The sequence below is a fragment of the Microcoleus sp. PH2017_28_MFU_U_A genome (assembly GCF_020738035.1).
In the GTDB taxonomy this organism is placed as follows: Bacteria; Cyanobacteriota; Cyanobacteriia; order Cyanobacteriales; family Microcoleaceae; genus Microcoleus.
In genome coordinates this window covers 1-12020 of the sequence record NZ_JAEQCX010000165.1, presented here as the reverse complement: position 1 = coordinate 12020, position 12020 = coordinate 1, and the positions used below count along the sequence as shown (strand labels likewise).

Sequence of the window (12020 nt, the reverse complement as noted above, 5' to 3'; positions counted from 1 at the left end):
AATGATTCCAAACGCAGATTCCTCTGACGCAAGACGCCCGCATCTGTAATCCAATGGCACGGGGGCAAAAACAAATTGAACCAGGGGCAAATAGTCTCGCGCCGCCACAATTTGCTCAAAAAGCTACCCAAATAGTCAAGGATGGGTAGCTTTGTCCATAAATTAAGTTACAGTTTCAAACCCCGCAAGGCGTGCTGACTTTTAGCTCTACAGGAGTAGTTATGCAACTGCAAACAGATATTCGTAGTCGGCAACCGCAAGCAACGCTAGCCAGCGCCGCGAGTGCCTTGGACTGGGCAAAATTTGGCTGCGCCGTACCTGCACCAAAATTGGCTCCTTCGATGTGGGTCAAATTGTTCAATCCGCCAACAGCATTCAGTTTTGACGAAGCGTGGTTGTTGTGTCAGTGCTCCGACCAAAAGTGGCTGGCTTGGATTCCTGATTATGGGGAAATTTTGCTGAGTACGAATGAATTTTGCGCTACTTAGGATCGCAAATTAAATAACTTACAATTTTAATTGTTATTGTGGGATGGGCGTCCCGCCCGTCGTTTTTGGACGGGCGGGACGCCCATCCCACAAACCTGTCGAAGTTATTTAATTCTCATTCCTTAATCGAAAATTATAGTTTGAAATCTATATCCTTCAGGTTTCACAGCATATTTTTGGAAAAAACCAGGTTTCTGCATTATCTCGTTTGTAGTGAGGAATGCGAGTCCTCAGAAATTAAGAAGGACTGAAGTCCTCACTACAAACTAATTCATTGACATTTTGCCAACAAAAAGAGCAATAGAAAACTATTGCTCTTTTTGTGTAAAAACACTTTCTAGTTTTTGTCTTCAGACAGCGGAACTTACTCGCTTATTTGCAAACTGCACGGTTATTTGCATTTCTGACAATCGTGCCTACTTTGCCATTAATCTGAATCGGGTTCTTGGTGCTGGCCCGGATCAAGCGGGGCTGTTTACCCAGACATTCTCTGATAGATTCTGACCAGGTGGTGAGAGCGCGGGTGTATTCTGTACGAGTCGCGGGCGCGCGAAACTGCTCGGTAATTAGGTGATCTGTGGTGATGCTAGTGTCAGTAGCAACATTAGTAATAATTGGAAAGTCAAAGGCTTTGGGTAAAGTTCTTTCAGGAATTTTGCCCGGTACTGTTTGGTAGTTCTTTGAGCCGCCTTTGTAGTCAATACCTGCTTGAGGGGCTGTTTGAGCGAAGGCAGGAATAGGCAAGCTGGCTACCAATACGGTGCAGCAACTCCAAAATAATTTCGATTTCATCCGATTCATCTCCTCAACTTTATGACGGTTAGCACTAATTAGGTAGGGACAAAAACATTAGCTTTAATTTATAAAAAATCTAATGCTAATGAACTTTTATCTTGGTTTTGACCCATCTAATTTATTACCATACATCTTCAAAAACGTACAAACTGGTTGGTCTGACAAACTGTAGAATGGTTTCAGTTGAGTGAGACATTTACACATCTGAAGTTGTTACAGCGTTGGGGACTCGATTTTACCAGAATGATTCATTTTCGATCGATGTCATTGGAACTTTATCAAATTTTGTCTCAGATATCAAGTTTTGTCGATCGCCTGTGGCGTTTTAACACTGGTTGACGGCTCGATCGCCCTTTGAGTGTTATGCGCTATACCAGCGGAAGAAAGATGCTAGAGTGCATCAATGGGCGTTTGAGTATTTTCAGGCGACAATAGACAGAGAAGGGGCTTGAAAATAGGTGATTTTAGTGGAAGATAGTAAATTTATCGACGTATCGGAAATCATGGGTGTTCCCGCGGCTCCTGCGGGCTACAAGTCGGGCTTTGTGGGTATTATCGGGCGCCCGAATGTTGGCAAATCCACCCTGATGAATCAGTTGGTAGGACAGAAAATTGCCATTACTTCGCCGGTGTCTCAGACGACGCGCAACAGGCTGCGGGGCATCCTGACGACGCCGGAAGCACAAATTATTTTTGTCGATACTCCCGGAATTCACAAGCCGCATCACCAACTGGGTAAGGTTTTGGTGCAGAATGCGCGCGCGGCGATTCAGTCGGTGGATGTGGTGCTGTTTGTGGTGGATGGTTCGGTGGAGTCGGGTGGGGGCGATCGATATATTATCGAAATTCTCAGCAATTGCAAAATTCCAGTGATTTTGGGGATGAATAAGCTGGACGAACAACCGGAGGATTCCGTGTTGATCGATCGCACCTACGAGCAAATTGTCAATCCTCAGTGGCCAGTGGTCAAGTTTTCGGCTCTCACGGGCGAGGGTGTCGAGCCACTGCAACAATTGTTAATCGAACATTTGGAGGTTGGGCCTTACTATTATCCGCCAGATTTGGTGACTGACCAGCCGGAACGGTTTATTATGGGCGAGTTGATTCGGGAACAGATTTTGCTGCTGACGCGGGAAGAAGTGCCGCATTCTGTAGCAATCGCGATCGACATTGTTCAAGAAGAAGCGAAGATTACCCGCATTCTGGCGACGATTCACGTCGAGCGGGATTCCCAAAAAGGTATTTTAATCGGTAAAAGCGGCAGTATGCTCAAGTCGATCGGCAGTGCGGCCCGGGAACAGATTCAAAAGTTAATTGAGGGTAAAGTATATTTGGAGCTATTTGTCAAGGTGCAGCCGAAGTGGCGGCAGTCCCGCACCCGTTTGGCAGAATTGGGCTATCGGGTGGAAGAGTAGGGGCAATTCATGAATTGCCCCTACTGGCAATGGGCTGGTGATAGCGATCATAAAGTGGCGGAGGGACACGCGGATTGTAAACATTATTCGTCACAATGATACAAGGCCGAACCTTCCCCGTTTCAGAACCTCTCGTCGGTTCCAAGAATGTTTGTGCGAGACTAAAATAGGGAATAGAAATAAACTCCATTACCCATTGCCTACCATCCATTACCTAAAAAAATGATCGCCGCCAAAGAAAACTTTCCTCACATAACCCCAGAAGAATACTTTGCTTGGGAAGAAAAGCAGCTAGAAAAGCATGAGTATATCGACGGTCAAGTGTACGCCATGAGCGGCGGCAGCGTAAACCATAGCCGCATTGCCGTCAGACTCACAACTCTCTTCTCCAATCATCTAGAAAACAGCAGTTGCGAAACAGGAAACTCCGATCTGAGAGTCAACATCGCCGGAACCAAAAACTACACCCATCCTGATGCAAGTGTAACGTGCGACGATCGCGATAAAACCACAACCCAATACATTACCTACCCCTGCTTAATCGTTGAAGTTCTCTCTCCCAGCACTGAGGCCTACGATCGCGGTGGTAAATTTAGAATGTATCGCAGCAACCCTGTCTTACAAGATTATCTATTGGTTAGTTCCACCAGTATCGAAATGGATTTGTATCATAAAAATGATGCTGGTGAATGGATCATTATTAACTACAAAGAAGGTGACACTATCGAACTAAAAAGCATCAATCTTAGTTTTGCGATCGAACAAATTTATCGCAACCTCGACCTAACCCCAGAAACAACACCTTAAAAGTTGACATATATCATAAAACTAAGGTGATTTACGTCCGGTGAGCGTGTTGGTATTACTACTTTTAAATTAGGAGATTGTTATGATTGCAGCTAGAGAGCAGGAGCGGTACTTTACGCCTGAAGAGTATTTTGCTTGGGAGGAGCAACAATTAGAAAGGCACGAGCTAATCGATGGTCGCGTATGTGCGATGAGTGGGGGCACGCAAAATCATAGTGCGATCGCGGGAAACTTTTTAGTGACGATCAAGCCCCATCTGCGGGGTAGTGGTTGTAAAACATACAATTCTGACTGCCGCGTAAATATCCTCAATACTCACAACTATACCTATCCCGATCTGAGTGTCACTTGCGATCGGCGAGATAATTCTAGCCCTCAATATATTACCTATCCCTGTTTGATTGTTGAGGTTTTATCGGATAGTACCGAGGCTTACGATCGCGGCAAAAAGTTTGAAAAATATCGCCGCAATCCGAATTTAATTGATTATGTGTTGGTGAGTTCGGATGAGATGGCGATCGATATTTATCATAAAAATGATGCAGGGGATTGGTTGATTCTGAGCTATCGATCGGGCGATCGCGTCGAGCTTAAAAGTATTGGGTTGAGTTTGGCGATCGAGCAATTCTATGAAGAAATTGTTTTTGAGCAGCAATCTTGAATTTATTATTAAGAGGGCGATGTAATAATATTGATGTAGAGTTCTAAGAAATCTGTTACCGTTTAAATATTTGTGCAGCATATGCGTCCGAATGTTGATTCTCAGAAGATAGAACGACTGATGCAAGTCTTGGGCAGAGAGGCTCAGGGCTCAGGCTGCATCTATTTTACTGGTGGTGCTAGTGCCCTACTGATTGGATGGCGGAGTTCGACCATTGATATCGATATTCGTCTAGATCCTGAACCCCCAGGCATTTTTGGTGCGATCGCCAAAATCAAACAAGAATTGAATATTAATATCGAACTGGCTTCCCCACAGGATTTCTTACCCACAATTCCGGGGTGGCGCGACAGGAGTATCTTCATTGGCAAATACGGTCAAATCTCGTTTTATCACTATGACTTTATAGCCCAAGCACTCTCCAAAATATCCAGGGGATTCGATCGGGACATTAAAGATGTTCAAGCCATGTACGAACAGAAATTATTTTCATTAGAAGAACTGCGGAATAGTTTTGAGAGTATTGCACCCGAATTAATCCGATTTCCCTCTCTTAATCCTGATGCGCTCAGAAGCAGAGTTGAGAACTTCATCAAACGTTTTGAAAGTAACATAGAGGATGGACAGTTATGAACTTAAATGAGTTGCCGGGAGCAGAGCTAATTCTACCTGGACTGAACGATCTTCATCATGGTAAAACTAATACAGTTGGGTCATTGTTAGTCGCGATCGCAGCAACGCGCCTAGCTGAAGCAGGCTTAGATGTTCCTCTCGATCGTCTGGCCGCAGAGCCAGAATTGACTCTTTATGCCCGCCTTCAAGATGAACGAGATGATGCTTATCCCTACTACAATGCTTTGCTGAATCGCTTGAGTAGCTTTTGCAATGCACTTGAACTTCGTTATATGTGAGAATATGCGATCGATCGGCAGTAACAAAAGGATTTAATTAAAAAAAAAAGATGTCGATCGCTGCCGGTGGGCGATCGCTTGTAATTGGATGAAAGTGCGATCGATAAGACTCACCCCAAAATACCTATGAAAACCACGATCGAAATCGATAACTCCCTCATCACTAATGCGCTCCAGGCGACTGGACTCACAGCACAACAAAAGAATACATTCTATGTAGCTTCACAGAAAAATAGTATTACCGAGTGTTTCTTATGAACTACCGAGACCACATCACGATCGAAGCAAATAAACGCGGTGGTAAGCCTTGTGTACGCGGCTTGCGAATTACAGTTTATGAAGTGCTTGAGTACCTGGCTTCCGAGATGACCGAAGCAGAAATTCTCGATGATTTTCCCGATTTGACACGAGAAGATTTAAAAGCTTGTATAGCTTATGCTGCTGACCGTGAGCGTCGGTTTATGACCGCTACCTTATCCGCATGAAATTACTTTTTGATGAAAACTTGTCGCCCAAGTTGCCGAATCGTTTGAGCGATCTTTTTCCAAATTCACTTCATGTTCGAGATGTGGGCATGAAAGCAACGATCGACCCAATAGTTTGGGATTATGCAAAAGACAATGATTTGATGATTGTCTCGAAAGACGCGGATATGCACGACCTGAGCTTAGTATTTGGGAATCCACCGAAAGTTATTTGGCTTCGACTTGGAAACTGTTCGACATCACAAGTTGAAAATTTGCTGCGTCGGGATTTTAAGGCGATCGAATTATTTTATGAAGATGAGACTTTATCGCTGCTTGCTTTATCATAATGCACCGATCGCCGAGGGTGTGCGATCGACTCTAAATGCTCTCTAATCTAAAATCTAATATAGATAGGTTTTTTCAGTGCGACGGCTTCAGTGATTGAGTTAAATCGTGCGGCGAATTCGATCTAGGAAAGGAGATTGTGATGGGGAGTAAGAAGGGGTTGACATACATCCTTGAGCTGCGGTATTATTGACTATATCCAGTATTCTACCGCAACTGCGATACAATTATAAGCTAGATAGCAAAAAGGTACTATGGACGAAATTGAAAAGGTTAGCTATGCAGAACTAATTGACCCACAAGCACAAATGGTTGTGGCTTTTCTAAAACAAATGGGGCTTCCCTCAGATAACATCATTGCGGATCAGCCAGAACGAGCAATTATTGGTCAAAATTTACCTACTTACATTCAGTCACTTCCTGATGACATTAAAAGAGACGCACGTTACTTATCTAAGTTTGTAGTTGGCGCAGGATTTGGGTTGTTTGACTACGCACTCAACGCAGTATGGAATGAAGTTACTCTGGATTTAAGAAAGAAAGCTATTGCATACGGAATTGATATTTTCTTTGATGCCGCAGTAGGGGGTAAAAGCCGAGATTTTTACGAAAAAGAAGAAGATCTCGCTTCTCTTAAAGATTCAGTTTTACTAGACACCTGTAGAAAGCTTGAGCTTATTTCTGACACAACGTACAAAAAGTTAAAACATATTCTTGAGATGAGAAATGACATAGGAATTTCTCATCCGACTAACTATACAATTAACGCTTTTGAACTGCTTGGATGGTTACAAACATCGATTCAAGATGTCCTAAGAGATAGACCAACTGAAGCAGCACTTCAGGTACAAGCATTTATTAAAAACTTAAGAACTTATAATACACCTATAGATAATGCAACTCAAAAAACAATTGAGCTAAAAATATCCGAACTACCTAGCCATCTATGCGGAAATATACTTAGAACTGTTTTTGGGATATTTGTATCTATAGAGACGGATGTTCAGGTAAGGAAAAATATTTCTTTAATAGCCCCCTCTATTTGGACAAATTGTTTAGATGAACCCAAATATAAGTTAGGGCTTACTCTTGAGGGATATAATACTAATCTTCATAAAGATAAATATGAATTGGGTGAGCAGTTTCTCCAGGTTGTAGGGGGAAATCCATATCGTTCCCCAAGCGAAAGAGCAGGAATTGTTGACGATTTATTGGAGCAGCTTCTAGCTAAACATAATGGTTGGGATAATTTTCATCATGAAGCTCCTGTCGCTGACTCTGTCGCCTCATATATCGCTGGGCAATCAGATATTCTTCCAAACTATGCAGGAAAATTAGTGAAAGTAGTTTTGATGTGTCGGATTGGTCGAGGAGTTAGTTACTGCAATGGTGTATCACCCAGAGGAAAAGTATACTATGACAATTTGCTTTCTCTTTTAGGTGACAAATATTCACCCATTGCTATAAGCACACTCACTCATTATGAGATACAACGGAAATTAGAAAACAGCGAATGTAGAAAACAAGCTCGATTAGCCCTAGAAATGATAAAGCAAAGCGTAGTTAATGCAAGATTAGCTGAATGTTTTGACTATTTGATAACTCAAATAGAGAAGAATGGTCGCTGCGTATTGAATAGTGATTTCAAAAAGCTGACAGCACAATATGTGAAGTGGTAGTTATCTAACAAATCGTTGCAACGGCGGAATAAAGATAATCGGTAGGGATGCCAAGGTTACTGACCGCCGTTGAACTCAATCGTTATCTCGCAAACGCTGCCTGACTTTGGAGATGATTCGGAATGTCGATCGATAATTAATAATTCCGCCTAAGATTCTCATTTCCACCCGATGAGTCGGTACAAACCCCACTTAACAACAATAGAACCCCATTCCAACAACAGTAAAGTAAACTGAGAGCAGCCCCATTCGCCCCAGTTGACCTATGCCACGTTGGTTCAATACCGCTGGCCCTTGCCGCGATAACATTCACTATATGTTGCCGGCAACCCGACGCCTCCCGAATTTAGAGCGACTGATTGCTCAGCAAAGCTATTTTGTCATCCACGCACCCCGACAAATTGGTAAAACCACGGCAATGCTGGCTTTGGCCAAGCAACTCACTGACAGCGGACAATACACTGCGATCGTTGTTTCAGTAGAGTTAGGTTCGCCCTTTAATGACAATCCACAACAAGCCCAAGCGGTCATTTTAAGTTCTTGGCGAAGTGAGGCGCGAGTCTATTTGCCACCGGAGCTCCAGCCACCACCAAAACAAGAAATGGAGGTGGGACAAGGAATTGAAGAAACATTGCGGCAATGGGCACAAACTTCACCTCGCCCTTTAGCAATCTTCATCGATGAAATTGATTCGCTCCAAAATGAAGTATTGCTGTCCGTTTTGCGTCAGTTACGCAATGGTTATCCCTCTCGTCCTCGTGCGTTTCCGCAATCAGTAGGTTTAATCGGTTTGCGGGATGTTCGCGATTACAAAGTGGCTGCGGGTGGTAGCGATCGCCTAAATACATCCAGTCCGTTTAATATTAAAGTGCGATCGATTACGCTCAGAAATTTTAATGCCTCAGAAGTCGCAGAACTCTACGGGCAACATACCCAAGATACCGGACAAGTTTTTACACCAGAAGCCGTAGCCTTAGCTTTTGAATTAACACAAGGACAACCTTGGTTGGTGAATGCTTTAGCCAAAGAAATCGTCGAAGAATTAGTAACAGATGAATCTATAGAAATTACACCAGAACATATTTTAGAAGCTAAAGAAATTCTGATAAAACGACAAGATACGCATTTAGATAGCTTGGCTGAACGACTCAGAGAAAACCGAGTCAAAGCAATTATCGAGCCGATGTTGGCGGGTTTGGAACTCGGCAATATCCCCAATGATGATATTCAGTTTTTAATCGATTTGGGTTTGTGTAAGATGGACATTCAGGGTGGATTGACGATCGCCAATCCAATTTATCGCGAAGTTTTGCCCCGCGTGCTCACCGTAACTCCAATGGCCTCTCTGCCCCAAATTGCACCGAGTTGGTTGACATCAGAAGGTAAATTAGATACTCAGGCTTTACTGAAAACTTTTTTAGAATTTTGGTTGCAACATGGCGAACCGTTACTCAAAAGTGCGTCTTACCCCGAAATTGCGCCGCATTTAGTGCTGATGGCGTTTCTGCATCGGGTGATTAATGGTGGCGGAACGTTGGAGAGAGAATATGCGATCGGGCGCGACAGAATGGATTTATGCCTGCGTTATGGTGAGGTAACATTAGGAATTGAACTGAAGGTTTGGCGGACTCGGAAAGTCGATCCGTTGAGTAAAGGGTTGGAACAGTTAGATGGATATTTGGCTCGATTGGGACAAGATTCGGGTTGGTTGGTGATATTCGATCGCAGAGATAATGCACCGGAGTTAGAAGAACGGCTGAAAACTGAAATTCATTTGACACCAATGGGGCGATCGGTTACAGTGATTCGTGCTTGAAGAGGTTACGATCGATGTGTCGATTTTGCCGATCGCCGAGGGTGTGCGATCGACTTATCATTCTTACTTGTGGAGAAATGTATGACCCAGCGACCAATAGTTCTTATAACTGGTGCAAGTCGGACTATTGGCATCGGATCATCAATTGCCAAAGAATTAGCAAAATCAGGCTGGGATGTCGCTCTGACCTATTGGCAGCCATACGATGCGTCAATGCCTTGGGGCAGCGATCCGAAAGAGGTTCAGTCACTTTGCCACAAACTTGAGCAATTCGGTGTGCGCTCCACAGCGATCGAGGTTGATTTATCCTTGACTGATTCTGCTTCGCGCATATTCGATATTGTTGAGCATGACCTGGGAAACGTTACGGCAATGGTTATTGCTCATTGCCATTCAGTTGATAGTGATATTCTATCCACGTCAGTTGAGAGCTTTGACTTACACTTTGCCGTCAATGCCCGTGCTACTTGGCTATTGATCAAAGAGTTTGGTCAGAGATTCCGAGGGGAAACTGGATCTGGTCGTATTGTTTCGATTACCAGCGACCATACCGCAGGCAATCTCCCCTATGGTGCCAGCAAGGGTGCTATGGATCGGATCGTACTCGCTTCGGCACAGGAATTTAGGTCGCTGGGCATCACTGCGAACGTAATAAATCCAGGTGCGACTGATACTGGCTGGATGTCCGAAGCACTCAAAACTGATGTGCAATCCATCACTCTGTTGGATCGTGTCGGTATGCCACAGGATTGCGCTAATCTAGTCAGATTTCTGTGTTCCAAAGAAGGCGGATGGATCAACAGACAACTGATTTATAGTAATGGTGGTCTTCAGTAACCTTGAGAACGTGAGGTTTTTTAGGCTGCTTAAGACAATTCCCCAAGCTAAAATGGGGTCGTTATCTCGCAAACACTCCCTGACTTTGGAGATGATTCGGAATCTCGATCGAGAATTAAGGATTCCGGCGAAGATTCTCCTTTCCGCCTTATGAGTAGCACAAACCCCCGCTTAACCACAATAGAACGCCATTCCAACAACAGTAAAGTAAACTGATGAGTTCATTTGAACTCGGAACAGTTAAAATAGACAGTAGGTGGAGTGAGTGACCGAAATGCCAACTACTGCTCAGTTAGAGAGTTTATATCGCGTCAGCTATCAGTTGACGTTCATCATGTTGCAACCGATTCATCTGGTTTGTATAGATCGTCGTACTCGAAACGTATACGTTCTAGCTGGATATGGTGAAGACCTTGAGTTTGAAATTGTACCGAATGGGGAGGTATTCTGATGAGCCAAGTGAATTTTGAGGCTATGAGCGATGCCGAATTGAGACGGTACTTTCTGGAAAATCGCCAAGATCGAGCTGCTTGTCAGGCATATTTAGACAGGTTCAGTCAGCGTCCGAAATCAATCATTGCAAGCCCAAGCGATCCCGATTTTGACGCAAAAATTCAGGCCGCAATTCGGCAGAAATTAGAAGCATCGCCTAGTAGCCAGCCAGCTAACAGCACAGTGGAACGGACGGAATAGAGTCACCTTGGAGATGATTTGGAAGCTCGATCGAGAGTTTGACATACAGAAAATTGGTGCTTTTATAATTTAGGCAATAAAAAATAACTTTTGCTAAATTGTTAACAACACTCAAAAAAAGTGAACACCATGCTTAACCTCTCCCGTAGCCGTCCCCTGAACCAATTTCAACAGGAAGCTCCTGAGTTGCTTCATCAGTTTGAAATAGATAAAACACCAATCGTAATTACCATTAATGGTAAAGCGGTTGCTGTGCTTCAGGATGCGGAAAGTTATGAAAAACTACTTAATCGGTTAGAACTTCTTGAAACTCTTGCAGGTATTCGTCAAAGCTTAGGGGAATTCGATCGAGGCGAAGGGGTTTCTATTCATCAAGCTTTTGAAGAGCTTCAAAAAAAATATGACCTACCGAGTTGAGATATCTCCTACTGCTATTCATGACATAGAAAATATATTTTTGTGGCTCAAGCTCAATGCTCCTGAAAAATCCTATCGTTGGGTTAGGGGCTGTTATGAAATAATGCTCAAACTGGAAAGCTTTCCTAGTCGTTGTCCCTTGGCATTAGAAAGTGAGTATTTGGATCTGGAAATACGTCAACTTTTATATGAGAAGAAATATCGTATTTTATTTACTGTAGTTTAGACTAACCAAAGATGAGAACGGTGGCAAAAGAAGAACTAGAGCCACCGCGCTGGGAGAGAATGGGACTTTCGTCAAGCAGCATACGATTTATTGGTGAAAGCCAATGATGCAACATTCGAGCTGATGGATGCAGTGATGACCACTCCGAATGCGTCATCTCTCGCGGAATTTTCGCTCAATCCATTATTCTCTTCGTCAATGCAAGAGCGTTTACGAAGCGTTACAAGACACAAGACCAGACCGGAAAAAACTCATGGAGTTGTATCTGAAGCAATTACAGAAAGAAACACCCCCAACAGAACACATATTAGTAGCAATTGACCACACTGCATGGGAGAGAGCAGATGCCAAAACATTAAAAGACAGAACCCATGAATATCAAAGAGGTGTAATTGTGGGGCAGGGGTACAGTACCATTGCGTGGATACCTGAAGAAAAAGGAAGTTGGGCATTACCCCTGCTC

The 12020-nt window shown here is 43.6% G+C and carries 19 protein-coding genes; 17 read left to right on the top strand and 2 right to left on the bottom strand.

From position 1 onward, the window contains the following. The first annotated feature begins 221 nt into the window (after positions 1-221). Positions 222-488: a hypothetical protein gene (locus JGK14_RS31795; RefSeq protein WP_293187164.1), complete on the top strand. Its 267-nt coding sequence runs from the start codon at positions 222-224 to the stop codon at positions 486-488. A gap of 372 nt (positions 489-860) precedes the next feature. On the opposite strand, the gene JGK14_RS31790 is transcribed toward JGK14_RS31795, so the two are convergent. Beyond that, positions 861-1280: a hypothetical protein gene (locus tag JGK14_RS31790; RefSeq protein WP_293187163.1), complete on the bottom strand. Its 420-nt coding sequence runs from the start codon at positions 1278-1280 to the stop codon at positions 861-863. Positions 1281-1786: 506 nt separating this feature from the next. Between JGK14_RS31790 and era the strand changes: the two genes are divergently transcribed. Beyond that, positions 1787-2698, top strand: coding sequence for a GTPase Era (gene era, locus JGK14_RS31785; protein WP_293193979.1), 912 nt, complete (start codon positions 1787-1789; stop codon positions 2696-2698). A 7-nt stretch (positions 2699-2705) separates the two neighbouring features. Here the strand turns inward: era and JGK14_RS31780 are convergent, their stop codons facing one another. Continuing rightward, positions 2706-2888 carry a type II toxin-antitoxin system PemK/MazF family toxin gene (locus JGK14_RS31780; protein WP_325315913.1) on the bottom strand — a complete coding sequence of 61 codons (183 nt, stop codon included), beginning with the start codon at positions 2886-2888 and terminating at the stop codon, positions 2706-2708. Positions 2889-2920: 32 nt separating this feature from the next. Between JGK14_RS31780 and JGK14_RS31775 the strand changes: the two genes are divergently transcribed. The 15 genes from JGK14_RS31775 to JGK14_RS31710 form a co-directional block, all read left to right on the top strand. Further along, positions 2921-3505 (top strand): Uma2 family endonuclease, encoded by a 585-nt coding sequence (locus JGK14_RS31775; protein WP_293325065.1) that lies wholly within the window; start codon positions 2921-2923, stop codon positions 3503-3505. 82 nt (positions 3506-3587) lie between these two features. Further along, positions 3588-4166, top strand: a complete 579-nt coding sequence (locus tag JGK14_RS31770; protein ID WP_293325068.1) for a Uma2 family endonuclease — start codon at positions 3588-3590, stop codon at positions 4164-4166. A gap of 81 nt (positions 4167-4247) precedes the next feature. After that, positions 4248-4799 (top strand): DUF6036 family nucleotidyltransferase, encoded by a 552-nt coding sequence (locus JGK14_RS31765; protein ID WP_293186935.1) that lies wholly within the window; start codon positions 4248-4250, stop codon positions 4797-4799. Continuing rightward, the gene (locus JGK14_RS31760) at positions 4796-5077 is read left to right on the top strand and encodes a hypothetical protein (RefSeq protein WP_293325071.1); all 282 of its coding nucleotides are present in this window, start codon (positions 4796-4798) and stop codon (positions 5075-5077) included. The genes JGK14_RS31765 and JGK14_RS31760 overlap by 4 nt, the downstream gene beginning before the upstream one ends. A 126-nt stretch (positions 5078-5203) precedes the next feature. After that, on the top strand, positions 5204-5335 hold the full coding sequence (locus tag JGK14_RS31755) for a type II toxin-antitoxin system VapB family antitoxin (RefSeq protein ID WP_325315912.1): 132 nt from the start codon (positions 5204-5206) through the stop codon (positions 5333-5335). Further along, the gene (locus JGK14_RS31750; protein WP_096829650.1) at positions 5332-5562 is read left to right on the top strand and encodes a DUF433 domain-containing protein; all 231 of its coding nucleotides are present in this window, start codon (positions 5332-5334) and stop codon (positions 5560-5562) included. Before JGK14_RS31755 ends, JGK14_RS31750 begins: the two co-directional genes overlap by 4 nt. After that, on the top strand, positions 5559-5891 hold the full coding sequence (locus JGK14_RS31745) for a DUF5615 family PIN-like protein (RefSeq protein ID WP_293232344.1): 333 nt from the start codon (positions 5559-5561) through the stop codon (positions 5889-5891). The genes JGK14_RS31750 and JGK14_RS31745 overlap by 4 nt, the downstream gene beginning before the upstream one ends. Positions 5892-6143: 252 nt before the next feature. Further along, entirely contained in the window at positions 6144-7568 is a 1425-nt protein-coding gene (locus JGK14_RS31740; protein WP_293186927.1) for a hypothetical protein, read from the top strand. A 265-nt stretch (positions 7569-7833) separates the two neighbouring features. After that, on the top strand, positions 7834-9384 hold the full coding sequence (locus JGK14_RS31735; protein ID WP_293325074.1) for an ATP-binding protein: 1551 nt from the start codon (positions 7834-7836) through the stop codon (positions 9382-9384). A gap of 81 nt (positions 9385-9465) precedes the next feature. Further along, positions 9466-10221, top strand: a complete 756-nt coding sequence (locus JGK14_RS31730) for an SDR family oxidoreductase (RefSeq protein ID WP_293186925.1) — start codon at positions 9466-9468, stop codon at positions 10219-10221. 274 nt (positions 10222-10495) lie between these two features. Beyond that, positions 10496-10672, top strand: a complete 177-nt coding sequence (locus tag JGK14_RS34150) for a DUF6888 family protein (protein ID WP_341739112.1) — start codon at positions 10496-10498, stop codon at positions 10670-10672. Next, on the top strand, positions 10672-10914 hold the full coding sequence (locus tag JGK14_RS31725; RefSeq protein ID WP_293186924.1) for a DUF6887 family protein: 243 nt from the start codon (positions 10672-10674) through the stop codon (positions 10912-10914). The genes JGK14_RS34150 and JGK14_RS31725 overlap by 1 nt, the downstream gene beginning before the upstream one ends. 129 nt (positions 10915-11043) lie before the next feature. After that, positions 11044-11331, top strand: a complete 288-nt coding sequence (locus JGK14_RS31720; protein ID WP_293186934.1) for a type II toxin-antitoxin system Phd/YefM family antitoxin — start codon at positions 11044-11046, stop codon at positions 11329-11331. Further along, a complete protein-coding gene (locus JGK14_RS31715; protein ID WP_293325077.1) occupies positions 11315-11557 on the top strand; it encodes a type II toxin-antitoxin system RelE/ParE family toxin in 243 nt (80 codons plus the stop codon). The genes JGK14_RS31720 and JGK14_RS31715 overlap by 17 nt, the downstream gene beginning before the upstream one ends. Before the next feature lie 253 nt (positions 11558-11810). After that, positions 11811-12020, top strand: a 210-nt coding sequence (locus JGK14_RS31710; RefSeq protein WP_325315911.1) for a hypothetical protein, incomplete at its 3' end; no start/stop codon positions are given.